Annotated in this window: 21 protein-coding genes and 1 pseudogene; 8 read left to right on the forward strand and 14 right to left on the reverse strand. The window is 66.8% G+C overall.

Annotation, left to right across the window (positions count from 1 at the left end):
* Positions 1-55 precede the first annotated feature (55 nt).
* Positions 56-1,957, forward strand: a complete 1,902-nt coding sequence (gene sppA, locus EO156_RS11595; protein ID WP_005921900.1) for a signal peptide peptidase SppA — start codon at positions 56-58, stop codon at positions 1,955-1,957.
* Positions 1,958-2,330: 373 nt separating this feature from the next.
* Here sppA and EO156_RS11600 read toward each other — a convergent pair whose 3' ends face one another.
* Positions 2,331-2,546, reverse strand: a complete 216-nt coding sequence (locus EO156_RS11600) for a hypothetical protein (RefSeq protein ID WP_026007199.1) — start codon at positions 2,544-2,546, stop codon at positions 2,331-2,333.
* A 276-nt stretch (positions 2,547-2,822) separates the two neighbouring features.
* Between EO156_RS11600 and EO156_RS11610 the strand changes: the two genes are divergently transcribed.
* Complete coding sequence (locus EO156_RS11610; RefSeq protein WP_003484465.1) at positions 2,823-3,599, forward strand: SDR family oxidoreductase; 777 nt, start codon at positions 2,823-2,825, stop codon at positions 3,597-3,599.
* Between the two features lie 157 nt (positions 3,600-3,756).
* Here the strand turns inward: EO156_RS11610 and EO156_RS11615 are convergent, their stop codons facing one another.
* The 9 genes and pseudogenes from EO156_RS11615 to EO156_RS11655 form a co-directional block, all read right to left on the reverse strand.
* Positions 3,757-4,407: a DUF4124 domain-containing protein gene (locus EO156_RS11615; RefSeq protein WP_026007319.1), complete on the reverse strand. Its 651-nt coding sequence runs from the start codon at positions 4,405-4,407 to the stop codon at positions 3,757-3,759.
* Between the two features lie 23 nt (positions 4,408-4,430).
* Positions 4,431-5,204: a hypothetical protein gene (locus EO156_RS11620; RefSeq protein ID WP_003484461.1), complete on the reverse strand. Its 774-nt coding sequence runs from the start codon at positions 5,202-5,204 to the stop codon at positions 4,431-4,433.
* A 226-nt stretch (positions 5,205-5,430) separates the two neighbouring features.
* Complete coding sequence (locus tag EO156_RS11625) at positions 5,431-5,994, reverse strand: Sua5/YciO/YrdC/YwlC family protein (protein WP_029829536.1); 564 nt, start codon at positions 5,992-5,994, stop codon at positions 5,431-5,433.
* Positions 5,995-6,004: 10 nt separating this feature from the next.
* Entirely contained in the window at positions 6,005-8,497 is a 2,493-nt protein-coding gene (locus tag EO156_RS11630; RefSeq protein ID WP_016850507.1) for a DNA topoisomerase I, read from the reverse strand.
* 182 nt (positions 8,498-8,679) lie between these two features.
* On the reverse strand, positions 8,680-9,948 hold the full coding sequence (locus tag EO156_RS11635; protein WP_029829534.1) for an RDD family protein: 1,269 nt from the start codon (positions 9,946-9,948) through the stop codon (positions 8,680-8,682).
* 41 nt (positions 9,949-9,989) lie between these two features.
* Positions 9,990-10,720 (reverse strand): annotated as a pseudogene (locus EO156_RS11640) (pilin).
* Between the two features lie 39 nt (positions 10,721-10,759).
* Positions 10,760-11,233 carry a DUF494 family protein gene (locus EO156_RS11645; RefSeq protein ID WP_003484452.1) on the reverse strand — a complete coding sequence of 158 codons (474 nt, stop codon included), beginning with the start codon at positions 11,231-11,233 and terminating at the stop codon, positions 10,760-10,762.
* Between the two features lie 42 nt (positions 11,234-11,275).
* Positions 11,276-12,421 (reverse strand): DNA-processing protein DprA, encoded by a 1,146-nt coding sequence (dprA, locus tag EO156_RS11650; protein ID WP_029996391.1) that lies wholly within the window; start codon positions 12,419-12,421, stop codon positions 11,276-11,278.
* Positions 12,422-12,492: 71 nt separating this feature from the next.
* Complete coding sequence (locus EO156_RS11655; RefSeq protein WP_005927359.1) at positions 12,493-13,629, reverse strand: LysM peptidoglycan-binding domain-containing protein; 1,137 nt, start codon at positions 13,627-13,629, stop codon at positions 12,493-12,495.
* 131 nt (positions 13,630-13,760) lie between these two features.
* Between EO156_RS11655 and def the strand changes: the two genes are divergently transcribed.
* The 5 genes from def to EO156_RS11680 all read left to right on the forward strand — a co-directional run bounded on the left by def (position 13,761) and on the right by EO156_RS11680 (position 20,129).
* Entirely contained in the window at positions 13,761-14,273 is a 513-nt protein-coding gene (gene def / locus EO156_RS11660) for a peptide deformylase (protein ID WP_005911379.1), read from the forward strand.
* 407 nt (positions 14,274-14,680) lie between these two features.
* On the forward strand, positions 14,681-15,604 hold the full coding sequence (gene fmt / locus EO156_RS11665; protein WP_005921922.1) for a methionyl-tRNA formyltransferase: 924 nt from the start codon (positions 14,681-14,683) through the stop codon (positions 15,602-15,604).
* Entirely contained in the window at positions 15,604-16,914 is a 1,311-nt protein-coding gene (gene rsmB, locus EO156_RS11670) for a 16S rRNA (cytosine(967)-C(5))-methyltransferase RsmB (protein ID WP_016849283.1), read from the forward strand. Before fmt ends, rsmB begins: the two co-directional genes overlap by 1 nt.
* A gap of 50 nt (positions 16,915-16,964) precedes the next feature.
* Entirely contained in the window at positions 16,965-18,686 is a 1,722-nt protein-coding gene (locus EO156_RS11675) for a glycosyltransferase family 39 protein (protein WP_016849282.1), read from the forward strand.
* Between the two features lie 165 nt (positions 18,687-18,851).
* Positions 18,852-20,129 (forward strand): O-antigen ligase, encoded by a 1,278-nt coding sequence (locus EO156_RS11680; protein ID WP_003484433.1) that lies wholly within the window; start codon positions 18,852-18,854, stop codon positions 20,127-20,129.
* A 193-nt stretch (positions 20,130-20,322) separates the two neighbouring features.
* Here EO156_RS11680 and EO156_RS11685 read toward each other — a convergent pair whose 3' ends face one another.
* Complete coding sequence (locus EO156_RS11685; RefSeq protein WP_016849281.1) at positions 20,323-21,147, reverse strand: glycosyltransferase family 2 protein; 825 nt, start codon at positions 21,145-21,147, stop codon at positions 20,323-20,325.
* Between EO156_RS11685 and EO156_RS11690 the strand changes: the two genes are divergently transcribed.
* Positions 21,148-22,206 (forward strand): CDP-glycerol glycerophosphotransferase family protein, encoded by a 1,059-nt coding sequence (locus EO156_RS11690; RefSeq protein ID WP_016849280.1) that lies wholly within the window; start codon positions 21,148-21,150, stop codon positions 22,204-22,206. It begins immediately after the preceding gene.
* A gap of 284 nt (positions 22,207-22,490) precedes the next feature.
* Here EO156_RS11690 and EO156_RS11695 read toward each other — a convergent pair whose 3' ends face one another.
* From EO156_RS11695 to ribA, 3 genes are all read right to left on the reverse strand, one after another.
* Complete coding sequence (locus EO156_RS11695) at positions 22,491-23,996, reverse strand: PH domain-containing protein (protein WP_016849279.1); 1,506 nt, start codon at positions 23,994-23,996, stop codon at positions 22,491-22,493.
* On the reverse strand, positions 23,993-24,469 hold the full coding sequence (locus tag EO156_RS11700; protein ID WP_003484425.1) for a PH domain-containing protein: 477 nt from the start codon (positions 24,467-24,469) through the stop codon (positions 23,993-23,995). Before EO156_RS11700 ends, EO156_RS11695 begins: the two co-directional genes overlap by 4 nt.
* A gap of 138 nt (positions 24,470-24,607) precedes the next feature.
* Positions 24,608-25,741 carry a GTP cyclohydrolase II RibA gene (gene ribA / locus EO156_RS11705; RefSeq protein ID WP_016849278.1) on the reverse strand — a complete coding sequence of 378 codons (1,134 nt, stop codon included), beginning with the start codon at positions 25,739-25,741 and terminating at the stop codon, positions 24,608-24,610.
* Between the last annotated feature and the right edge of the window lie 166 nt (positions 25,742-25,907).

Consider the following 25,907-nt stretch of genomic DNA (forward strand, 5'->3'; position numbering starts at 1 on the left):
GCCGGTATGCTGGGCGCCATCGATCTGTATGCAGCGTCTTTCGACGGAGCTTTCCATGAACCACCCCGTGCGTCGCAATCCCATCGCCAGCTTCTTCGTCGGCCTGTGGGATGTGATGAATTTCACCCGGCGCCTGATTTTCAACCTGGTGTTCTTCGGTTTCCTGTTTTTGCTGCTGCTGGTGTTCGTGGTGGCGCTCGCGCGTGGTGATGGCACCAAGCCGCTGGCCGAGCGCACTACCCTGGTGATCAACCCGGAAGGCACGCTGGTCGAACAATTCAGTGCCGACCCGGTCAGCCGGTCGCTGGCCAAGGCGGTCGGCGACAAGAGTGCCGAAGAAGTGCAACTGCGCGACTTGGTGCGCGTGATCGAAGCGGCCGGCAAGGACCGCAAGATCGAGCGCGTGCTGTTGAACCTGGACAAGTTGCAACCGTCCGGATTCGCTTCCCAGCGCGAAGTGGCCGCCGCATTGCAGAAGTTGCGCGCCTCCGGCAAGCAGATCGTGGCCTTCAGCGAGAGCATGAGCCAGGGCCAGTACCTGCTCGCCGCACAGGCCAACGAGGTGTATCTGGATCCGATGGGCAGCGTGTTGCTGGAAGGTCTTGGCCGCTATCGCCAGTACTTCCGCGAAGGCCTGCAGGACAAGCTCGGCGTGGACGTGCATCTGTTCCGCGTTGGCGAGTACAAGTCTGCAGCCGAGCCGTACATCCTGGACGCGGCCTCGGCCGATGCCAAGGAAGCGGATCTGTTCTGGATGAACGATGTGTGGCGGCGCTACCTGGCCGACGTGGGCACCGCACGCAAGCTGAGCCCGGCGCAGCTGGCTGCCGGTATCGACACGCTGCCCGAAGGCGTGGCCGCCGCCGGTGGCGACCTGGCCAAGTTCGCGCTGCAACAGAAGCTGGTGGACGGGCTCAAGACGCGCGAGGAAGTCGATGCGCTGCTGGTCCAGCGCGGCGTCGCCGACAGCGATGCCGACAGCGGTTTCCGCAATATCGGGTTCAACGATTATCTGAGCCAGCTGCAGGCGCAGCGTTCGCCCATGGACAGTCGCCCGCAGGTGGCGGTGGTCGTGGCGGCGGGCGAGATCAGCGGTGGCGAACAGCCGGCCGGGCGCATCGGTGGCGAGTCCACGGCGGCGCTGCTGCGCCAGGCGCGCGACGACGATGACGTGAAGGCGGTGGTGCTGCGCGTGGATTCGCCCGGTGGCGAAGTCTTCGCCTCCGAGCAGATCCGCCGCGAAGTGGTTGCGCTCAAGCAGGCCGGCAAGCCGGTGGTGGTGTCGATGGGCGATCTTGCCGCTTCCGGCGGTTACTGGATCAGCATGAACGCCGATCGCATCTACGCCGACCCGTCGACCATCAGCGGCTCCATCGGCATCTTCGGCATGGTGCCGAATCTGACCCGTGCGCTGGACAAGATCGGCGTGCACACCGACGGCGTGGCCACCACGCGGTTCGCCGGTGCGTTCGACATCACCCGTCCGCTGGATCCGGCTGCCGGCCAGGTCATCCAGGCGGTGATCAACAAGGGCTACGCCGACTTCACCGGCAAGGTGGCGCAGGCGCGTCACCAGTCGGTGGACGCGATCGACAAGGTTGCGCGTGGCCGTGTGTGGAGCGGTGCGCAGGCCAAGGAGCGTGGATTGGTGGATGCGTTCGGCGGCATGCAGGAAGCGGTGGCCGATGCGGCCGACCGCGCCAAGCTGAGCCGCGGCAAGTTCCGCGTGCGCTATGTGGAAAAGCCGGCCACGCCGTTCTCGCAGTTCATGAGCGGGTTTGCCGGCAGCCGCATGGGTGCCTGGATGCTGAGCGACTCGGGCATGGCGCGCGCGCTGCTGGCCCGCTCGTTGCCGGAAGTGGACAGCCAACTGCGCTTTGTCGAAAGCGCCGTGCACGACAGCAAGGCAGGCGGCACGCCGGTCAAGTCGCTGGCCTATTGCTTCTGCGGGTTCTGACGCGTTGCGCTCAGTGAGCGAGTGATGCATCGACAACGCCGGCCATGTGCCGGCGTTGTTGTTTCTAAAGTCGGGAGATGCGGCGTTTTGAACGCACAAACGAACGAAGTAGATGGCAGGACGCATGATTCAATCGTCTAGCGTTCAAGCTATCAGCCATCAGCCATCAGCAACTAGCTATGACGCATATTGCGGTGAACGCCTTTGCAGGTTCGGCCGCCGTTCGCACAGGTATTTGCACATTGGTGCGCGGTCCACGTGCGCTTCTGCACGCACGTGCTGCTTGGTGCACCAAGTCGTCCTGTGGTGGCAGCCGGCTAAATACAAACGCAGACGCTTGAGGACGCGACGCCAGTAGATCGCCGAGGTTCCGCTACTGCGTGGCGGCATCGATCGCCTTGCGCTGATCGTCGGCCGCCTGGTCGGTTGCGGCCTGCACCGCGTGCGCCTTGTTCAACGGTTGCTGGATGTGGTCGCGCAAGACGGTGGCCTGCGGGTCGGGCTTCTGATCGGTGGGCGCGGGCTGCGGCCGCTGACAGGCGCCAAGCGACAACGCCAGACCAACCGCAAGCATCCAATGCATCTTCATCGTCGTGACCTCACCTGGGGTGGCGTTATCCTAGAACGTGTTATGTACTTTGGGGTGAGTGCTTTCCGGAGGGTTGGCCGTCAGCGGCACGGCGCGGGCGCCGCGCGGCTTGCCTTGGCGCCAGCCAAGCCGGCGCTCCGCGGCACCCGCTCCGCACCGCTGACGGCCAACGCATCTCATCTCAACGTGCATAACATGCTCTAACGCCCGGGCCACGCATGCGCGTCAACTGCGTTGCAGCGGCCGTTTCCTGCGCTTTTGAAGAGGATCACCCACGTGACAACGCACCGTTGGCGGCTGGATGGACAGACCGCCCTCATCACCGGCGCCAGTGCCGGCATCGGCCTGGCCATCGCGCGCGAACTGCTCGGCTTCGGTGCCGACCTGCTGATGGTGGCACGCGATGCCGATGCCCTGGCGCAGGCGCGCGATGAGCTTGCCGACGAGTTTCCCGAGCGCGAGCTGCATGGGCTGGCCGCCGATGTCTCCGACGATGAAGAGCGCCGCGCCATCCTGGATTGGGTGGAAGACCATGCCGATGGCCTGCATCTGCTGATCAACAACGCCGGCGGCAACATTACCCGCGCCGCGATCGATTACACCGAAGACCAGTGGCGTGGCATCTTCGAAACCAACGTGTTTTCCGCATTTGAATTGTCGCGTTATGCGCATCCGTTGCTGACGCAACATGCTGCGTCGGCAATCGTCAACGTCGGCAGCGTCTCGGGCATCACCCATGTACGTAGCGGCGCGCCGTACGGCATGACCAAGGCGGCGTTGCAGCAGATGACGCGCAACCTGGCGGTGGAGTGGGCCGAAGACGGCATCCGCGTCAATGCGGTGGCGCCGTGGTATATCCGCACCCGCCGCACCTCCGGGCCGTTGTCCGATCCGGATTACTACGAGCAGGTGATCGAACGCACCCCGATGCGCCGCATTGGCGAACCGGAAGAAGTGGCCGCTGCAGTGGGTTTTTTGTGCCTGCCAGCCGCCAGTTACATCACCGGCGAATGCATCGCGGTGGACGGCGGCTTCTTGCGCTACGGGTTCTAGCGCAGGCAACAAATACCGCCTGGTTCCGATTGGATGCGCATGGACGCAGAGCCGGCATGTTCATGCACACGCCGGTTCTGCACGCGTCTTCTTTCAGCAAATGGCGATCGCTCGCCCGCCGTCCAGACCCGTTGGCTCAATGACGCGACAGGCGTGTTCAGGGTGTGGCGGCTGGATTGGCGCAACGGCTCTCGTCGAGAACCCGGCGCATCTGCTCATAGCGTTGCTTGCGTTCGGCCGACTGCGCTTCATCGGAGAAGCGCCAGGTGGATTCGGCCTGCTCGGTGCGTTTGCGCCAGGCCTCGCACAGGCTCTGGTCTGGCACCGGCGCGCAGCGGTCGGTGACCACCTCGCAGGCGCTGCCGCCCCCAGTGGCCGGCCCGCCGGCCAGGTTGGTGGTCTGCATCGGCAGGCAGCGCGTGGCCGGTTCGCGGTCTTCGGTGAAGTAACGCCCGTTGTCGTGTGCGGTGCACTCGAACAGCGGCGGCGGTGGCAGGGTCGACGTCGAGGTGACCGTCGGTGCTGGCGGTGCGGCGGGCGTAGCCGGTGCAACGGGCGCCGAGGCAGCCGCCTGCGCGGTAGCCCGTGGTTGCGCCGCTGGCATCGCATGTGGAGGCGATGGGTTGGTCGCGCCGCCTGGCGCGAATGGCACCGCTGCCGGTGCGGTCATCAGCTTCTTCTGTTGTTGCATGCCCTTCGGGCACGGCATGTTCTGCACCGTCAGTGCGCCAGCCGCATCGGTACAGCGATAGATGGCCACTTCCTGCGCGCCGGCCAGCGAACCGAGCGCCATCATGCCGAGCGTCATTGCGCCCAACAGCGGCCAGCGCCTCATGCGCCGCCACAGTCGCGTTGCTGGCGCGCCTCGATACCGCGCTGTTCGCGGCTGAGATCTTCGCGCTCGCTCTGCAGCGCGCTGTTGTAGCGGCGGATCAGCTCCCAACGGCGGTCGGCCAGCCGCGCGCAGACTTCCTGCGCGGGCAGGGCGTGGCATTCGTCGCGGATCTGCACGTTGCCGTAAGGCACGATGACCGTGCCTCCGTATCGGCCACCGTTGTAACCGCCCTGATAGCCGCCTTGGTAGCTATCTACGCCGAAGCTTGCGTTGCCGCGGATGCTTCCTCGTCCGGAGCCGCCCTGCACCGAGATCGCCGGACGCGGGTTCACCGAGATCGGGGGGCGCTGGATACCGCCACCGCCGCCGACCGGGGGGGCAATGGTATTGCCCACATAGGCGGGGCCCCAGGTCGGCACCCAGCGCGGATTGCCTTCCGGGCTGTCGCTCGTGTAGCGGTTGCCGTCTTCGGTGGTGCACTCGTACATTGGCTGTGGCGGTTGTACGGTGACGATACGGACTTCATGCGTGGGCGCTGCGACGACCGGTGCCGGCTCCACGCGGGCCGGACGCGGTGGTGGGTCTTGCGGCCGTTGCAGATCCAGCACCTGCTGGCGACCGCTGCTGCAAGGCGCATCCTGCAGGGCGACGGTGCCGGTGCTGCTCACGCAGCGATAGACCCGCACATTCGGGTCGGGTTTGCTCGCGGCGGTGGCGGCCGACGCAGGCAGCGCCGCGGCGAGCAGCAGAACAGTCAGGACGATGCGCATGGCCGCAGTGTGCGCGTCTGTGCGGCCGTCGCAAAGGGGGAGCGGCTGAACGGTGTGCAGGGTCGGGGCGACGACGCGCCAGATGGCGGCGGCCTGCTGCCGAAGGGGCGGGCAGTCGCCAGGTAGGCCGACAAGGGCGACCGCCCGGAACAGTCGGCATGGGACAGACGAATCGATGGACCGGCCGCGCTCGCCTGATGACTGCGCGGTCGTTTGTCGGCCGCACTCAGTCGCGCAGGATCTGCCCGCTGCGTGCGTCGCGGATCTGGGTCGGCTGCGCCAGGGCGCCGGTCTCGCCATCCACCACGCCGTCGATCGTCGCCAGCAACGCCGGATCCAGGGCGGCGCGGCTGCGCGCTGGCGGCTCGCCGGCCAGGTTGGCGCTGGTTGACACCAGCGGCGCCCCCCAGGCCCCGCACAGGGCCGCCACCACGGGATGCGCGCTGATGCGTACCGCCAGCCCGTCATGCTCGCCGGTGACCCAGCGCGGCGCCCGGTCGGTGATCGGCAGGATCCAGGTGTGCGGGCCGGGCCAGCTGGTCAGCACGTCCTGCCGGCGTGCCGGCTCCAGTGCGTCGATGTCGACCCAGTCGCGCAGTACGTCCACGCTCGACGCCACCACGATCACGCCCTTCTCCACCGGGCGCCGCTTGATCTCCAGCAGCTGCATCACGGCCGCTTGCTGGCGCGGGTCGCATCCCAGTCCCCACACCGCTTCGGTCGGGTAGGCGATCACGCCGCCCTGCGTCAGTGCGGCGACGGCGCGATCCAGGTCGAGTGTGTCGGTCATGCTGCGCCTCTCAGCCCGCGGCCTTGCTCACGGTTTTCTTGACCACGCGCTTGGCGGCCTTCTTGGTGGCCGTCTTCTTGGCTGGCGCCTTCTTGACAGCGGTCTTGCTGGCCGCGGTCTTGGTCGCGGTCTTCTTGACGGCAGGCTTCTTCGGCGCCGAATCCTTGACCGTATTCTTCTTCAGGGTGGCCTTCTTGGCGCCGAAGCCCTTGCGCACCGGCTTGCCGGTGTCGGCCAGCAGCTGCTGCACTTCTTCGAACGTCAACGACGCCGGCTCACGGTCCTTGGGGATCTTGCCATTGAGCTTGCCGTCGCTGATGTAGGGGCCGAAGCGGCCGTTGAGCACCTGGATGTCGCTGCCGTCGAATTCCTTGATCACCCGGTTGCGTGCGATCTCTTCCTTCTCTTCGATCAGGAAGACCGCGCGCGCCAGGTCGATGGTGTAGGGGTCGTCTTCCTTCTTCAGCGAGGCATAGGTGCTGCCGCGCCGCGCGAACGGGCCGAAACGGCCGATGCCCACGCTGACATCCTGGTCCTTGTCCTGGCCCAGCGCGCGCGGCATCTTGAACAGTTCCAGCGCATCTTCGAGGGAGATCGAATAGATGCTCTGGCCCGGACGCAGCGACGCGAAGGTGGGCTTGTCCTCGTCTTCGACCGTGCCGATCTGCACCATCGGGCCGAAGCGACCGATGCGCGCGCTGACTTCCTTGCCGCTGACCGGGTCGGTGCCGAGCACGCGCACGCTGCCGGCATCGGTCTTGTCCAGCGAGTCTTTCTTGTCTTCGACCAATTCCTTGAACGGGCCCCAGAACTTCTCCATCAACGGGATCCACTCGGCTTCGCCGCGCGACACCGCGTCCAGATCGTCTTCCAGATTGGCGGTGAAGTCGTAATCGACGTAGCGGGTGAAATGCCCGGACAGGAACTTGGACACTGCACGGCCCACGTCGGTGGGACGGAAGCTGCGGCCTTCCATCTCGACGTATTTGCGGAACTGCAGGGTCTGGATGATCGAGGCGTAGGTGGAGGGACGGCCGATGCCGTATTCCTCCAGCGCCTTGACCAGCGCCGCTTCGGTGAAACGCGGCGGCGGCTGGGTGAAGTGCTGGTCCGTGACGATGCGGTCCAGCGGGACGTTGTCGCCGGCCTTCATCAGCGGCAGCTTGCGGCCTTCGTCCTCGTCCTCGCTGCTCTTGGTGTCCTTGCCTTCTTCGTACACGGCCAGGAAGCCCGGGACCACCACGGTGGTGCCGCTGGCGCGGAACACGTGCTCGCTGCCGGCCGACAGATCCACGCTGACGGTATTGAGCGTGGCCGGAATCATCTGGCAGGCCACTGCGCGGCGCCAGATCAGCTCGTACAGGCGGCGCTCGTCCTCGGACAGGAAACGCGCCACCTGCGCAGGGGTGCGCAGCGCGGAGGTCGGGCGCACCGCTTCGTGGGCTTCCTGCGCGTTCTTGGATTTGGTGGTGTAGGCGTTGGGCTGGTCGGGGAGCGAAGCGGTGCCGAAGTCGCGCGCGATCACATCGCGGATTTCCGCCAGGGCGTCCTGCGACAGGTTCACCGAGTCGGTACGCATATAGCTGATCAGGCCGACCGAGCCTTCGTCGCCGAGTGCCACGCCTTCGTACAACTTCTGCGCCACCTGCATGGTCTTGCGGGTCGTGAAGCCGAGCTTGCGCGAGGCTTCCTGCTGCAGCGTGGAGGTCGTGAACGGCGGGGCAGGGCGGCGCTTGCGCTCCTTGCTGGCCACGTCGGTGACATCCAGCACGCCTTGTGCGGCCTGCTGGATGCGCAGGCGCGCCGCCTCGGCGGTGTCGCCGTCGGTCACGGTGAACTGCTCGAACTTCTGCCCATCCAGCTTGATCAGTCGCGCGTTGAACGCCTGCGAGGGATGCCGGCAATGCGCATCGATGGACCAGTACTCGCGCGGGATGAAGGCTTCGATCTCTTCTTCGCGCTCGACGATCATACGCAGCGCCGGCGATTGCACGCGGCCAGCGGACAGGCCGCGCTGCACCTTGCGCCACAGCACCGGCGACAGATTGAAGCCGACCAGGTAATCGAGTGCGCGGCGCGCCTGCTGCGCATCCACCAAGTCGCCGGCGATCATGCGTGGCTTGGCCATCGCCTCCTTGATCGCACGCGGGGTGATTTCGGTGAACACCACCCGCTGCATCGGCTTGTCCTTGAGCAGGCCGCGCTCCTTCAGGATCTCGGCGATGTGCCAGCTGATCGCCTCGCCCTCGCGGTCCGGGTCGGTCGCCAGAAAGATGTCGTCGGCACCCTTGGCGGCACGCGCGATGGCTTCGACGTGCTTCTCGTTCTTCTCGATGAGGTCGTAACGCATCGCAAAGCCGTTGTCCGGATCGACCGCGCCTTCCTTGGGGACCAGGTCGCGCACGTGCCCATACGAGGCCAGGACGGTGAAGTCCTTGCCGAGGTATTTATTGATCGTCTTGGCCTTGGCGGGCGATTCGACGATGAGCAGGTGCTTGGGCATGGTGGCAACTTCTTGGGGCGGAGCCCGGGGGGCGGGTAGCGTGGCCTAATTGGCCGGTCGAGGGAAGCGGATCGACCGTTTCCCACGCGTTAACGCCCGGGAAGGACTCCCGGGCGTTCAGTTCTCTTATTAGAAAGATCACGGCGGGCGTCGCCGTGTCAAGCGGCCAGCGCCGTGAACTGCTAGCTTTGACTCATTCCGATCGCCGCCAGCATGAAGGCCACGACCACCACCGAGAGCACCAGGATCAGCCCGTAAATGGCCAGAACCACGATGGACACGGTATCCAATCCTCTGGATTGCCGCTCCGGATGCTCGGTGAACGCCCAACGGTCCACGACCAGGGTGTCGCAGACCTTGTCGTGCGGGGCCTGCTTGCGCTCGGTCATGCCGGCCATGAAGGCCGCCACGATCACCCCGATGCCCAGGGTCAGCACGCTGATCAGCATGTAGGCCAGATAGCGCAGCACATTGCGCCAGAATCCGACCCGGCCGCCGTTGCTGTCGGCACGCACCAGCTTGATGCCGCAGGCGAGCTTGCCCAGGCTGGCCTGATGCCGGCTGGACTGCATCCAGGCGAAATACAGCGTCGGGATGGCCAGGCCGATGCCATAGGACATCACCACGATGGCGATGCCGAGCGCGCTGCCGTCGTCCAACGCCGAACCCGAATCGCCGCGCGTGGTGACCAGCGCCACCACGAACACCAGCGGGATCACGATCAGGTACACCGCAAAGGTGGTGATCAGGCTATCGAGAATGCTGGCGGCCACGCGCCGCCAAAGACCGGCGTAGACCACTGGCGCATCCTGCAGCGCCAGGCCTGCTGCGGCGGCAGGGGGGGGCGGGGCATCCCAGGCCCCTGGAGGTGGCGCGGTCGCCGCTGCCGGGGTGTGACCCGGTGTCGGCGTGGTGCTCGAGGTCGTGGTCGGGCTTGGATCTGACGCCAGCGGCGCGGTGGACCATGCCGACGGGTCCGATAACGGGGATTGATCGCGCGGCGGATGTAGTGGGGAGTCGATTGCCGGGTGGTGACCGGCATCGTCAGTCGCGCCGGCATCATTGGTGCTGGCACTCGCACCGGCAATGCCGCCGCCGGCAACTGCCGGCGGCCAGCGCGATGTTTCAGCGGCGTGGTCGTCGATCGGCAAGGTTGCGGAAGCCGAGGCTGTGGCCGGCGGGTTGTCGCCGGGATACGCAGCCGACAGTGGCGCATGGCGTGTCGCATCCGCCGGCATCGGCCCGCTGGCTTCCGGGCCCGCGGCCGGCGCTGCGCCGCCGAAGCCTAGCTCGCCCTCGACCTCGTGCAGTGCCACCCACTGCGCCAGACCTTCGCGCCAGACCAGGCTGGAGCCGTCGACGATGCCCTGCGACAGGCGCGCACGAAGCGTGTCCGTGTCCACCGGCCCCTGGCGCTGCCGCTGTGCGTCGGCGTAGTACCACTGCGTCATGTTGTCCCCTTAGCGTGTCGCGATCGGCATGCAGCAGGCGGTCAGCCGCGGCAATCCGGTGGAAGTTGGGTGTCGTCGATTTCGGAACTGCACCGCCAGCTGCCGGCATCCGCATCCAGCTCCAGCCATACTGCCTTGCCGTCGATTCTGGCCGACTTGGGCGCGTGGAGCACGGCTTCGATGCCGCATTCGCTGCCCTCGAAACGGCCGATGCGCACGCTGCTCAGCCGCTCGCTCGCGTACTGCTCGGGTGGCTTGAACCCCGTGTCGTCATTGGCCGGGCAGCGGCCTTCACTGGCCAGAAATTCGGTGATCTGCGGCTTCAATGCCGCCAACTCGCCAACTCGCCGATCGCCTCGGCGACCTTGGCGCGGCTCAGGTAATCGTTGTAGGCCGGGAATGCGATCGCAGCCAGGATGCCGATGACGCCCACCATCACGAAGACACCGACCACCGCACCTAGCACTGCAACCAGCGGCCAGCCTGAGCGAACGCTGCGCGGCTGCGCTGGCGCGATGGACGGATGGGCTGGCGTGATGTACGCCGCGGCAGGCGGCAACGGCGGTGGAACCGCGCCCGCCCGCACATCAGTGGAAACAGGCGGACCCAGGGTGTCGGCGCACGCCGACAGCGGCACCCAATGGTCCAGGCCTTCGCGCCAGACCAGCGTATCCAGGGCGATCACGCGATCGCGATACAGGCCCAGCAAGGCATCGTCGGCCACCGGGCCATGCCGATGGCGGTGGCCATCGGCGTAATACCAACTGCGCATCCCGTTCCCCTGCACGCACATCCGTGGCGGCTTCAACGCTCAGTGTACGGGTTCAGGCTCGTCCAGGAACATCTGGGTTTCCATCCAGGCGTAGGCCGCTTCCGCCCCGGGCTGGTTGAACAACACCATCAATACCACCCACTTGAGGTCGTCCAGATCCAGTTCGTCCTGATCCAGCGCCATGGCGCGGTCCAGCACCAATTCGCGCTGGTCGGCGTCGAGGATGCGGTGTTGCTCCAGGAACAGCAGAAATCCGCGGCAGTCGACATCGAGTTTGTCCAGCTCCGGCCCGTGATAGATACGCACCGGTCCATCGACATGCGGGCGCGCGACGCTGGGCCGCTGCTCGGAAAGCGCGTCCAGCCAATCGAAGGCTTTGCTGATTTCTGCGGGACTGAAACCGGCCTGGATCAGGCCATTTTGAAGCGAGTCACGGTCACGGACCAGGTCCGCGTCTTCGCTGAAGTAATGTTCAAACAGGTACAGCAGTACATCGAGAATGCTCTCTTTCATTGCCCTCGGCCTGCGTCGCGCGACGCTGTGGAGGTGAAGAAACTAAGGATTGCGGGTATAGCGACCGTGCTCGGTGACCACGTCTCCCTCCAGTTCCATGATGAGCAGCATGGAGGACAGCGCGGCGGCCGTCAATCCGGTGCGCTGCACCAATGAATCCATAGGGGTTGGGTCGTGGTCCAGCGCTTGCCACAAGCGCTGGTAGTCGGGATCAGAGCGGGCAGGACCGGGGCCAGCGCTGGTCGTAGCCTTCCTGGGCAACTCAATGGGGGCGGCCAGGCGCTCGCGCAAGGCGCTGGCCAATTCGCCAGACAGCTGGCCCAGTCCCTCGATGACCTGTGCGGGCTCCTGCGCCAGCGTGGCGCCCTGCCGGATCAGGTGATGGCAGCCGCGCGCGAGCGGATTGTGCAGCGAGCCGGGTAGGGCGAACACCTCGCGGCCTGCTTCGGCCGCCAGCCGGGCGGTAATCAGTGCACCCGAACGCATCGCCGCTTCGACCACCAGCGTCCCCAGCGCCAGCCCGGCAATGATCCGGTTGCGGGCCGGAAAGTGCGCCGCGACCGGGGCAGTGCCCGGCAGATATTCGCTGACCACCGCGCCGCGTTCGGCGATGCGATCGCGCAAGCCTTGGTGCCGCTCGGGATAGGCGACATCGACACCTGTGCCGACCACCGCCACCGTGATGCCGTCGTGCTGGGCCAGTGCGCCCTCGTGTGCGATCGCATCCACGCCGGCGGCCATGCCGCTGACGATGCTTAACCCGGCGCAGGCCAGGCTCGAGGCGAATGCGCGGGTGTGGTCGCGGCCGCCGGCAGTGGCCGCGCGGCTGCCGACCACCGCCACGCCCGGGTGCCAGAGGGCATCGGGGTCGCCGTCCACGAACAAGGCCATCGGCGGGTTGGCGATATGCCGCAGCAGCGCCGGGTAATCCGGATCGCGCCAGCCGATCAGGTGATGGCCGGGCTGTTCGCACCAGCGCAGCGCGGCCTCCAGCGCATGTGGATCGGGGCTCTGCAGCAGCGCAGCTTGCACCTCATCGCAACCAGCGGCACGCCACGCCCCAGGCCCGGCGGCCAGCATCTCGGACGCTGACCCGTACGAAGTCAACAATTTTCGTCGCGGTGGGCTGCGGCCGCCAGCCAGCAGCAGGATCAGCAGTGCGCGTAGGTCGGGAGCGGTTTGGGCCATACACCCAGGCTAGGCCACAAACGACGACGGCGCCCTCGGGCGCCGTCGCGTTGATGCATCGGATCTTTCGCTTATTGCGCGTCAGGATGCTTGACGAAATAGCCCAGGCCGGTCGGCTTGACGCTTTCCATCACCAGCGCATAGCTGACCTTGTCGAAGGTGCGGAATACCATGGCATGCGAGGCGTACTCGTCGGGCAGGCCGACGGTGGAGCCGGACGGGCCGCTGAAATCGTCGTCGGTCCGCGAGAAGCGCGAGTGCTTGACGCGGTCGCTGACCGTGCGGCCCTTGCGCCAGATCGAGAACACCGTGCCGTTGTTGATGCCTTCGCGAGCGCCGCCGGAGATGGCGATCACATCGCGCGTGCCGCCAACGGTGAAGGCGTCGGAGATGGCCAGCACGCGCAGCTCGGTCTGCAGCGCCTGTTCCGACGGCGGATGCGGGATGAACTGCAAATCGTACGGCTGCGCTTCGACCGCAACGATGCGATCGCCGGCGCGCACTTCGCGGCCGCTGTCCTGCAACAGCAGGGTGGCCGCCTTGGAGTTGCCGCCTGCCGCGCTGCGGGTGATGGTGCCGACATTGACCTGCGCCATCTCGTAGCCGAGGAACTCGCGGCGCGTGCTCGGCGCGATGAAGTTCTTCCAGATGTTGCCGGAGCCGGCGGTGATGTTGCCGGCCATGTCCAGATCTTCGTTGTGCTTGGGCAGGCTGAACTTCACGGTCGGGCGAACCACCGCAAAGCGCTGACCCGGCTGAGCGTTGTCCAGCCCGACCACGTAGGCGACCTGGCCGGTGGTGGCACGCGTGCGACCGCCTTCCAGACCCACGACGTACGGCAACTGGTCGAAGTCATCGACCACGCGCAGGTTCTTCAGGAACGGCTCGACGTCGGCCAGCGGAATGGCGTTGATCGGCGCTTCCTGGCGCGGGCCGGGCTGGATGGTGCCTTTGCCGACCCGGTCCAGATAGGCCAGGCTGATCACGTCACCCGGATAGATCAGGTGCGGATTCTGAATCTGCGGATTGGCTTGCCAGATTTCCGGCCACAGCCATGGTTTTTGCAGGAAACGCCCAGCGATGTCCCACAAGGTATCGCCCTTGCGGACCACATAGGTGTCTGGATGCTCGCCCACCGCTTGCGCGGCAGCGTAGGTCGCGACGGTCAGCATCGCCGCAGCGACGACCGTACGAAGTCGGTTCAACATAGGTGCCTTCTTGCCTGATTCCCCAACAGGTCTGCGCACTATAGTCTAGAAACCGGGGCGCCACGCAAGCATTGCGCTAGAATGACACCGTCTTGCCGGCGCCGCGCCGGTGTTTCCAGACGGGTAACCCCATGGCTTTGCTCCCAATTCTTGAGTTTCCCGATCCGCGGCTGCGCACCAAGGCCGTGCCGGTCGATGCTGCCGAGGTCACCAGCCAGGCGTTCCAGACGCTGCTGGACGATATGTTCCAGACCATGTACGAGGCGCCCGGCATTGGCCTGGCTGCCAGTCAGGTGGACGTGCACAAGCGATTCATGGTGATCGACATCAGCGACGAGAAAAACCTGCCGCAGGTGTTCGTCAACCCGGAGATCGTGAGCAAACAGGGCGAGCAGCTGTATCAGGAAGGCTGCCTGTCGGTGCCCGGCATCTATGCCGATGTCAGCCGCGCCGATGCGATCACCGTGCGCTATCTCGACCGCCAGGGCCAGCCGCAGGAACTGCATGCCGACGGGCTGCTGGCCGTGTGCATCCAGCACGAGATGGACCACCTGGACGGCAAGCTGTTCGTGGATTATCTCTCGCCGCTCAAGCGCGAAATGGTGCGCAAGAAGCTGGCCAAACAGCGCAAGCATGTGGCTTGAGGGCCGGGATTGGGGATTGGGGATTGGGGATTCGGGATTGGCAGAAGCGGGTTTTTGCTGGCCTTTGAGTCCGCTGGTTTCAAATCGTTGAGCGCTCATCTCGGTGCGAACTCATGGCGATGGCGGTGCATTGCCATGGCGCCACGTCTGCGGGCGGATGGCCGTGAAACTTCGGATGCGGACGTCGTGATGGATGAGCCGCTGCCTGCAGCGGGCATTCAATTCTCGGTTGCCAGGCCTGCCTCTCGACGCGCTCGATCGAGGATGGGCCACGCAGGTGCTGGCACCGGGTTGCCGAATCTTCCAGCGCAGATCCCGTTTCCACCTCTCAGCTCCACGCCATTCTCGCCCCGGCCAGCACACCTGCCGTTGCGACTCCCCAATCCCGAATCCCGAATCCCAGCCCTATGAGAATCATCTTCGCCGGTACGCCGGATTTTGCCGTCCCGTCGCTACGCGCCGCCGCGCAGCGGCATGAGGTGGTGGCGGTGTACACGCAGCCCGATCGCCCCGCCGGACGTGGTCGCGGGTTGACGCCCTCGCCGGTCAAGCTGGAGGCGATCGCGCGCGGCATTCCGGTCTTCCAGCCGCAGACGCTGCGTTCGCCCGAAGCATTGGCGACGTTGCGCGCGCTCGATGCGGACCTGATGGTGGTGGTGGCGTACGGGTTGATCCTGCCAAAGGCAGTGCTGGCCGCGCCGACGCACGGCTGCTGGAACGTGCATGCCTCGTTGCTGCCGCGCTGGCGTGGCGCCGCGCCGATCCAGCGTGCGATCGAGGCCGGCGACACCGAGACCGGGGTGTGTCTGATGCAGATGGAAGCCGGGTTGGACACCGGCCCGGTGCTGCTGTCGCAGCGCATCGAAATTGGCGAGCAGGACACCGGCGGGCAGTTGCACGACCGGCTGGCCGCGCTGGGCGCGCAGGTGCTGTCCGATGGCCTGGGCCTGTTGCGCGCCGGCATCCGTCCGGTGGCCCAGCCGCAGCCGGCCGACGGGGTGACCTATGCGCACAAGCTGGACAAGGCGCAGGCGCGGCTGGATTGGGCACAGCCGGCGCAGGAACTGGCGCGACGCGTGCGGGCGTTCAACCCGTGGCCGGTGGCCGAGGCGATCCTTGCGGGCGAGCGCGTGCGCCTGCATGGCGCGGTGGCGCTTGAACTGGCCCATCAACAGCCGCCGGGCACCCTGCTGGCGGCCAGCAAGCAGGGCATCGATATCGCCTGCGGTGAGGGTGCGCTGCGGGTGCGCGTGCTCCAGCGCGAGGGCGGCAAGGCGATTACCGCCGCCGATTACCTCAACGCGCGACGCGACCTGCCGGCGCTGCGCTGATGTCGGCCGACACCGCAACCGCCGGCGTCGCCTCGCGCCTGGCTGCCGCACGCGTCCTGACGGCGGTGTTCGATCAAGGCCGGTCGTTGAAGGCCGAACTTGCCGCGACCTTGCCCGGCATCGGCGATCCGCGTGATCGCGCGCTGGTGGAGGCGATCTGCTTTGCGGTCATTCGCCGGCGCCCGGCGTATGAGGTCGCGTTGCGGCAATGGCTGGAACGCGCGTTGCCGCCCCGCGATGCCGAACTCAAGGCGCTGCTGATGGTCGGTTTCGCGCAACTCGAGGTGCTGCAACTGCCCGCGCACGCCGCGTTGTCGGCCACCGTGGATGCGTGTCGCGCACTGGGCCGGCCCCGTCAGGCCGGCATGGTCAACGCGATTCTGCGGCGTGCCCAGCGCGAAGGATTTCCCGCGGTGGCCGACGATGCCGGTTGGCCGTCTTGGCTGCGCAAGCAGTTGCGCGCGGACTGGGGCGATCGTGCCGAAGCCATTTTCACCGCAAGTGCGCAGATGGCGCCGATGTGGCTGCGCGTGCAGCGTTCGCGCACCGACCCTGCGACATATGTCGCACGACTGGCCGAACTGGATATCGTCGCGCACACCGATGCTGTATTGCCGGATGCGGTGCGCCTGCACAATGCCGTGCCGGTGAGCCAGTTGCCGGGCTTCGCCGAAGGCGATGTTTCGGTGCAGGACGGCTCCGCGCAGCAGGTGGCCGATACGTTGACCCTGGCGCCGTCGGCACGCGTGCTCGATGCCTGCGCCGCGCCCGGTGGCAAGGCGGCGCATCTGCTGGAGCGCCATCCCGGATTGCAGCTCGTGGCGCTGGATGTGGATGCGCGCCGCCTGGAGCGCGTGCAGCAGACCTTGCAGCGCACGGTCCCCAATGCGCTAGTTGCGTTGCAGGCGGCCGACGCCGCCGATACGGACGCATGGTGGAACGGCCGGCCGTTCGATGCGGTACTGCTGGACGCGCCATGTTCGGCCACCGGCGTGGTGCGTCGTCAACCGGATGTGCTGCTGCACCGGCGCGCCGACGATATCGAGGCGCTGTGCGCGCTGCAGGCGCGGCTACTGGATGCGACCTGGCGCACGCTGCGCCCAGGCGGACAATTGCTGTACACCACCTGCTCGCTGTTGGCGCGCGAGAACCAGGCGCAGGTCGAGGCATTCCTGCAGCGCACTCCCGACGCACGCGCGCAGACTTTGGGTGCGCAGTTCGGGCATGCCGCGGGCGCCGGACGTCAGCGGTTTCCAGGCGAGCAGCACTGCGACGGATTTTTCTACGCGCTTTTGCTAAAAGCCTCCTGATCGCGCGCGAAGTCCAGCGCTCCACCCTCTGCGACCGACTGCCGCCCGACATGTTCAAGAATCGCGCTTCCACCGATGTCTGGTTGCTGGCCATGACCGCCGTGCTGGTGATCGGTGCCGGCCTGGGTTTGCGTGACCCGTGGCCGGCGGACGAGCCGCGCTTTGCGCTGGTGGCCAAGCAGATGGTGTTGAGCGGCGACTGGTTGTTCCCGCATCGCGGCAACGAGCTGTATTCGGACAAGCCACCGATGCTGATGTGGCTGCAGGCGCTGTCCTACACGTTGCTGGGCAACTGGCGCGTGGCGTTCCTGCTGCCGTCGTTGCTGGCCGCGTTGGGCACATTGGCCTGCGTCTACGATCTGGGCCGGCGCATGTGGACCCGGCGCGTCGGTCTCTATGCGGCCTGGATGCTGCTGTTTACGCTGCACTTCACCTTCCAGGCCAAGAAGGCGCAGATCGACCCGCTGGTGGTGTTCTGGATCACCTTGGCCAATTACGGATTGCTGCGCCATCTGCTGATGGGCCCGGCCTGGCGCTGGTGGACGCTGGGCTGGTTCTCCGCCGGCTTGGGCGTGATCACCAAGGGTGTGGGCATCATCGCGCTGCTGATGCTGATCCCGGCCGGGATTGCCGCGGCGCGTGGTTGGGCGGGTGTGCGCGTGCATGTGCGCGACCGGCGCTTCTGGTTGGGGCCGCTGTTCTTCTTCGTGGCGATCCTGTTGTGGTTCGTGCCGATGATGGTGACGGCGCTGACCGCCGGCCAGCCCGAATACCGCGTGTATCTCAACGACATCCTGCTGCGCCAGACCGCCAAGCGCTACGCCAGCTCCTGGGATCACGCGCAGCCGGTCTGGTACCACCTGCAAAGCATGGCCACGATGTGGCTGCCGACCATCCTGCTGCTGCCGTGGGCGATCCCGGCGTGGCGGCGCCGGCTCAAGCGGCGCGACCCGCGCTATCTGCTGCCGCTGGCCTGGTGGCTGCTGGTGCTGGTGTTCTTCACTATTCCCAGCGGCAAGCGCGATGTCTACATCCTGCCGGCCCTGCCGATGTTCTGCCTGGCACTGGCGCCGCTGGTGCCAGGCCTGCTGCGCCGTGCTGGCGTGCAGCGGCTGCTGTTCGGGTTCGGGGTGCTGCTGGCCCTGGTGTTCAGCGCCGGTGGCACGGCGATGCTGATCGGCCATCCGGGCTTCGAGCAGAAGATCATGGACAGCCGCGGGGTCGGCAGCGAAGCCACCGACCCATTGGGCTGGCTGCTGCTGGCGGTCGGTACCTGGGGCGTTGCCAGCCTGCTGCTGACGCGGGTGCGCCGCTCCGCATTCGCGGTGGTCTCGCTGCTTGGTGCATGGTGGGTGGCCTTCGGGCTGGTCTGCTACCCGATCTTCAACGATTCCAGTTCGGCCGGCGCGGTGATGCGCGAGGCCGGGCGCCGCATCGGCCCGGATGCGCAACTCGGGCTCGTGGCATGGAAGGAGCAGAACCTGCTGATGGCCGACCGCCCGGCGCAGACCTTCGGCTTCAAGGTGCCGTGGGAAACCCAATTGCAGCGCGGCGTGGCCTGGCAGGCACAGCAACCCGGCCAGCGCTGGCTGATGGCGCAGGAAACCGCGTTGCTGGCCTGCGTGGATCGCAGTCGCAGCCAGCTGGTGGGCGTGGCCAATCGCCGACGCTGGTGGCTGGTGCCGGGCGATGCGGTGCATGGCGACTGCGTGGCCAGCTCCAGCGAGCGCGCGGTGGAAGCAAAAGAACAGGGCAACCTGGATACCGAATGAGCCAGCGCAACCCACAGGCATGCGCACGTGCCGGGCGCCCTTTGTACGGCGTCAATGCGCCAGATGGCGGCCGTCTAGCAGGGATTCATGCGGCGCATCGTTAGCTTGGCCGGCGTTGCCGCCGCCCGTCCGCTGCGTTACCTCCCTTTCACCGCCGATCTCTAGATGAATTCCTTGCGTACCCAGCCCGCATCGCTTTCGCCGTCTGCTCAGACCACATCGCGGGCAGGTGTGCGCATTGCCGAGCTGGGCGTGTTCGTGTTGACCGCGCTGGTGGTCAGCATGCCGAGCGGGCTGCTGCCGTTCGGCCTGTGCCTGTTGCTTGGTTCGCTGATCGGCTGGCGCAGCCTGCGCGACGGCATTGCTGCGCGCGAATGGTCGTTGCGCGTGGTGGGCTGGCTGACCGTGGCGGTGATTGCGATGTCGCTGCTGTCGATCGCCTTGTTCGAACATGGGCTGCGCGATGTGGGCAACCGCTCGCGCTTCCTGGTACTGCCGTGGGCGGCGCTATGGGCCTATGCATTGCAGCCGCGCCAGCTCTGGCTGTGGCGTGGCGCGCTAGCCGGCGTGTTCGCGGCGATGTTGATTGCGTTGTTGCAGGTGATGAACGGCGCCGACCGCGCGGAAGGCTTCACCAACGCGATCGTGTTTGCCGACATTGCGCTGATGTTGCTGGTGGTGGTGGTGTTCTGTCGCCCGCCCGGCAATGTGCGTTGGCTAGTGGGCGCTGCGGTCGCCACGGTGGCGGTGATCGTGCTCAGTGGCAGCCGCGGGGTCTGGTTGGCATTGCTGGCGACGCTGGGCGTGCTGATCTGGGGCGCGCCGTGGCACAGCACGCGCATGCGCTTGCTCACCTTCATCGGCAGCGCGGTGCTGGCGATGGGTGTGGTGCTCAGCGTGCCGGGGCTGACCGATCAGATGCGCCTGGGCGAATTGCAGAGCGACCTGCAACGTTACGAAGTTGGCGATAGCGATTCGTCGGCCGGTGCCCGCATCGAACGCTTGCACGTGGCCTGGGATACCGTGAAGGCGCATCCGCTGACCGGTGTAGGCGTTGGCCGTTTCGACGATGCGATGCAGGACCTGCCGGCCTGTGCCGCCGATCCGGCATTGGTTCGCTGTCATCTGGGACATGCACACAACGATCTGGCCGAATGGGGCGCAACCCAGGGTGTGCCCGGGCTGTTGCTGCTGCTTGCCGTCTACGGCGTGCCGCTGTGGCTATTCGTGCGCCTGCATCGGCGCAGTGGACAGAAACAGTTCCGCGGCCCGGCCGCAGCGGGGGTGATGATCGTGATCAGTTATGCCTTGTGCGGGCTGACCCAGTCGATGTTCGCGCATCAGGTGGCGGCAAGCTTCTACACGGCCACGCTCGGCGTGCTGGTGGGTCTGTCGGCGCGGCAGGCGCAGCAGACCGAGCTCGCTGCGACAAGCGCTCGCTAGCGGCAGGTGATCAATCAGCCGCATATGTTGCATGCGCAGGCATGCGCGCGTTTTGAGCGACTGCTAAGACAACTGCGCAGATGCCGAATCGGCGCACTTGTTGCTGGAATCGGCATCTCTCCCCTGGATATGCCGACGTCTGCGCACTATTTGCAGCGGCTTGATGACTGCTCGCCAGGCTTTTCAACTGCGCCTACTCGCTGCGCCGCTCCGGCGCGGGCGGCGGATCCTGCACCGGCTGATTGTGCTGCAGCAGCCACAACATGATGGTCTTCTGGCGCACGTAGTTGGCGCGCACATACGCGTAGATCAGCCCATGCCAGCCATCGCGAAAGCCGCCGCGCAACAGATAGCCGCGCCAGAAGCGCCAGGCCGGTGCCAGCACCAGCTTGCTCCAGGTGGCGCGTTTGCCGCGTGCGTGTTCGTGTTCGGCCATCATCTGCGCGTAGCGCTGGGTCTTGGCCAGCTGCTGCATCAGCGAGCGGTACGGGTAATGGATCAGATCGCCCGGCAAGGTCTCCACGGGGCCATCCACGCTGGCCGCTTCGTGGATTTCGCGCTTGCCGCGCCAGTCACCACGGCGACGATCGAACAAGCGCAGTACCCGGTCCGGATACGCGTTGCCGTGGCGCAGGAAGCGGCCGAAGTAATCGGACAGGCGTGCGAAGCGGTAGCCGGCCGCCGTGGCGAACCCGGCATCGCGCGCAGCGATGATCGAGGCGCGCAGGGTATCGCTGACGCGTTCGTCGGCGTCCAGACACAACACCCAGTCGTGGCTGGCCTGTGCCACGCAGAACGCCTTCTGGCTGCGATAGCCATCGAAGGCGCGCTGCAGCAAGCGCGCGCCGTGTGCGCTGGCGATGGCGGCAGTGGCATCGGTCGAGCCGGAGTCCACCACCACGATCTCATCGCAGAACGCCAGCGAGGTCAGACAGTCGCGTAGGCGATCGGCCTCGTTGAACGCGATAATGCAGGCGCTAATGCGAGGCCGTTCGTCGGGTGCGGTCGAAGAGGACATGTGATGGCCGATTACCTGCTGTTCGCAACGGAGCGTTACGCGTTGCCTATTCTGGCGCCATTGGCGCAGGCGTTACAGGCCTGCGGGCACGCGGTGTCGGCCTGGTTCGAAGGTGGCGCGCGCGGGCTGGCGCTGCCGGGCGTGCGCGAGGTCGGCCTGCACGAGGCGTTGGCGCTGCGTCCGCGTGCGGTTTTCAGTGCCGCCAATTGGGTGCCACCGTTTGTGTCCGGCGCGAAAGTGCAGCTGTTTCACGGTTTCAATGTGCAAAAGCGCGAGGACAATCGCGGCCATTTCCGGGTGCGTGGCCTGTTCGATCTGTACTGCACGCAAGGCCCCGCCACCACGGCGCCGTTTCGCGCGCTGGCGCAGCGCGAGGGCCATTTTGCCGTGGTGGAAACAGGCTGGCCCAAGCTCGACCCGGTCTTTCGCGACGATGGCGGCCGTAGCGCGGCCTTGCGTGCGCCGGCCGCCGGCCGCCCGGTGATCCTGTTCGGTTCCACCTTCACCGAGCGGCTGAGCGCAGCGCCCGCACTCTACGACGAGATCGCCGCCGACATCGCGCGCGGCGCGCATTACTGGCTGCTGACCTTGCACCCGAAGTGCGCGCAGGAATTGTTCGACCGCTATCGCGCACTGGCAGGCGCCAACGCTCGCTTCATCGAGCCCGAAGAGGTCATGGCCGCGCAACGTGCGGCCGACGTGCTGGTTTCCGATACCTCATCGATCGTGTCCGAGTTCGTGGTGCAGCACAAACCGGTGGTGACCTTTCGAAACCGTGTGCCGCAGCCGCACATGCTCGACTTCCAGCAGGCAGAGCAATTGCCGCAGCAGCTGGCGCGCGCGCTGGCGCCGGATGCGGCATTGCGTAGCGCGCTTGCCAGTTACGCCGATGCGATTCACCCGTATCGCGACGGGCATTCTTCCGAGCGGGTGATTGCCGCCACCGAAGACTTCATCGCCGGCAAGCTCGGCGGACTGCGCCGCAAACCGCTCGGTGCGGTGTGGCGCGGGTTGCAGATCCGTCGCGAGTTGGGCTACTGGGGGCCGGCGCAGCGCTAAGCGCAGCTCATGCCACGACTGCGCAGCCGTCAGGCGGTCGTGGTCGGTGCTCGGATTCGGCATGTACCACGCGTGGATTGCAGTGCCCCGCGCGGTCCGACGGCTCGCGACGTCTGGTGCCGCGCCGAGCTGCATCAGCCGTGACCACGTCGGTGAGCACTGCAAGGCATCGCCCAAGCTGATCGCCGTCAATGATCGGATCACGAAACCGAGCGGCCCACTCGACCAGCACAACCGCAGATCACCAAAGACGGATCAGCACCATGACTGATCGCCGGCGGTGATCACCAGCGCAGTTTGCGCCGTGCCAACGCGGCACCGAGTTGCGCCTGCAGCGCCTGCGCCTGCGCAAACGGCACAAACCGCAGCCGCAATGCCGGGCCGGTGGCGCTGGCGCCGGCCGTATCCAGCCATAGCGTGGCGGTGCCGGAGAGCCGATCCAGCGGCGAGCGTTGCAGTTGCAGCGCCTGCAGCTTGTCCAGCTCGGCCAGCCGCCACCAGCGCTTCCACCAGCCGCCGCGTACGGCAACGTAACGCGCATCCACCGCGTAGGCCATGCGCTGCACCTGGCGCTGCGCCTTGAACGCGCTCCACGGCAGCCATACCAGCAACCACAAGGCCTTGCTGCCGAACTGCCACGCCAGGCCCGCCGTCAGCGGCAGCAGCATCAGCGCGGCGGGCAGACTCAATCGCCACCAGCAATGCGTGGCGATCGTCCGCCACTGCGTCGGCGGCCAGGCGATGCCGGGCAGCAGGCGTTGCAGCAAGGCGTCGCATTGTTGCGGGTCGGCAATGGGCGCGAGTTCTTTCAATGCGCCGCCGTGGGTGTCGCCAGTGCCGGCCACTGCGGTGTCCACCCGCAACTGGCGACGACCGAACAGGCGATGCAGCAGGCCCTCGTACAACGTCCACGACTGGATCCGCCGCAACGCCACGCTGCTGCGGATCCGCGTCAGCAGCCCGCGCTCCACGGTGAGGCGGCGCTCGGATTCGCTCAGATGGAAGCCGTGGTACTGGGTCACCGCCAGGGCGACCGACAGCGCGCGCATGGCCATCAACAGGGCAAGCGTGGCGAGGGTCACCAGCGTTGCCATGACCGCGACGCCGGGATGGATCTGGCTGACGTAGCGATAGGCCAGCTCGCCGTTATGCTCGACGAAGTTGGACACCGTGCGGCGCGGAATCATCTGGTAGATCACGCCAAAGCCGGCCGCCACCACCACCATGCCGCGATTGGAGATCAGGCCCAGCCGGATGACCTCGGCCATCGGCAGGCGCAGCAAGCTGCCGCTGTCTTCTTCGACTTGCGGCGCCGGCATGCCTGCGTCGCTTGCACGGCGCCGTATCAGATCTTCCAGCGCCAGCGCTTGATCCAGTCGCAGCACACGCATTTCCGCTTCCGGCTTGTGCCCACCGGCCGATTCCAGCCGCACCTCGGCCACGCCGGCCAGACGGTGCAGCAGCGATTGATGCACCACCACGTTATGGATGCGCGCAAACGGGATATCGCGCCGGCTGCGTTCCAGCAGGCCACTGCGAATGGCCACGCTATCGCTGCCGATGCGGTAGCGGTAGGTGAAGTAGCGCAGCACCGAAATCGCCACCAGCACCGCAATCACCACGCCGGTGGCGATCTGGTCGGCAACATCGCGATTGCCGTCGCGGCTGCCGAACAGGATCAGTGCGGCCAGCGGAATCAGGAACTGACGGATCTGCTGCAGCAACACGAACACCCACGACAATGGATGCAGGCGCTGCTCGTCGTTGCCGGGATGTGCAACGGCACTCATAGCGCGTCGTCGTCGTGATCGAGCTGGCGGGCCAGGCGGTCGCGCAGGCGCTCGGCATCGTCCTGATCCAGCCCCGACAGCGCCACCGCGTTGAGCCGGCTGCCGGCGGTGTGTACCACCAGCGTGGTCAGGCCGGTCGCGCGTTCGATCGGCCCGCGGCGCAGGTCCACATGCTGCACGCGCGAAATCGGAACGCGCGTATCGCTTTGCCACAGATGACCGCGCTGTAGCGCCAGGCCATGCTGATCGAGTTTCCATTGCGTCAGCCGGTGCCGTTTGACCGCCAACCAGGCGCCCAGCAGGGCGATGACCGCGGTCACGCCCAGCACCGCTGGCCAGTAACGCCAGGCGTGCAGCCAGACAACCGTGACACTGGCTGCGATCAGGCCCGCACATCCGCCGCCGAGCGTGCCATTGATCGCCGCCACATACGCACCGCGACGCGGCAGCGACTGCCACTGGCTGTGCGTCACGGCTGGGGCTTCTGCCGGAGCGGGCTGGACCAAGACGTCGGGGTGCGGCGGTGGAGCGTCGTGCACGAGGCGGGCCTGCAGAAGCGATGCGCAAGCATAGCCGGCTGCCCAGTGCAGGCGCACCCGGCGCCGGGCGCGTTATTGCGCGGCCAGGATCAACGCATCCACATCCAGCGCGTGGCCGGCGCGTGCGGCCTTGGTGCGCAGGTACTGCTCGTTTTCGGCGGTGATGTCGCCGGTGATCGCGATGCGGTCTTCGACCACGATGCCGGCCGCGCGCAGGCGCTCGGCCTTGGCCGGGTTGTTGGTCAACAACCGGATCCGGCCGATGCCCAGCCCGCGCAGCATCGCCACCGCACTGCCGTAGCGGCGCTCGTCCGGACCAAAGCCCAATTGCGCGTCGGCGTCGATGGTGTCCAGGCCCGCATGCTGATAGCCGTAGGCGCGCATCTTAGCGGCGATGCCGGTGCCGCGACCTTCCTGGTCCAGATACAGCAGGACGCCGCCACCGAGCTCCTTCAACTTTGCCAGGCCGTGCTGCAGCTGGTCGCCGCAATCGCATTTGAGCGAGCCGAACAGGTCGCCGGTGAGGCACGACGAATGCACGCGCACCGGGACGGCAGTGCCCAGGTCCGGCTGGCCGACCACGATCGCCACCTGATCGCGCTGCGCCACACCGCCGCGAAACACCACGAACTCGCTCATGCCCAGGCCGCGCAGCGGCACCGGGGTGCGGGTCACCAGCTCGTAGCCGGCAGCCGCGGAGGTGGCACAGCCGCGGAGCAAATCGTCCAGCGCCAGCGACTGGCAGCCGGCGAACGCGGCATGGTCGTGCACATCGCGCAGCTCCACCGCCAGCAACGCCGGCAGCAGCAGGCCAAGCCGCGCGATCTCCACGCCGCCGGCATCCAGCGCATCGCCGGCCGTCCACTGCGCAGGCACCGGGGTGTCGCGCAGGTAGGCCAACGCGGCGAGCTGGTCGTAGCTGTGATCGATCAAGCCCACGCGCGCACCCTGCGGCGCGCTCAGCCCCAGCACCTGGGCGCGAGTGGGCGTCACAAAGAGATAGTGGCGGCCCCGTGCGGCACGGGCGAACGCCGCATACGACTGTGCCGTGCTGCTATCCAGCGCCAGCACCGCACGCGCCTGCCCATTCGCCGCCGTCAGCAAGACCGGGCGCCCGGCACGCAGTTCGGAAGCGGCGCGCTCACAGCGAATCGCCGCCGGATCGCCGAAGGCCTGTGTGCTGGGGGAGGGGAGGGGGCTGCTCATGCACGACTCCAGATGGGGATTGCCACGGCCGCTTCAAGGCGGACGCCGCCGCGGTCATTGCGTGATCGTCTCTGCCCATTGTCGCGCGCCTGGCAACAGGCAGTCGCCACAACCGGGTAGAACGCTGCATCCAGCCGCTGCCGATTGAGTGGGCAGGCCCGCGCCG

This window comes from Xanthomonas sp. DAR33341 (genome assembly GCF_003992815.1).
GTDB lineage: Bacteria > Pseudomonadota > Gammaproteobacteria > Xanthomonadales > Xanthomonadaceae > Xanthomonas > Xanthomonas cissicola.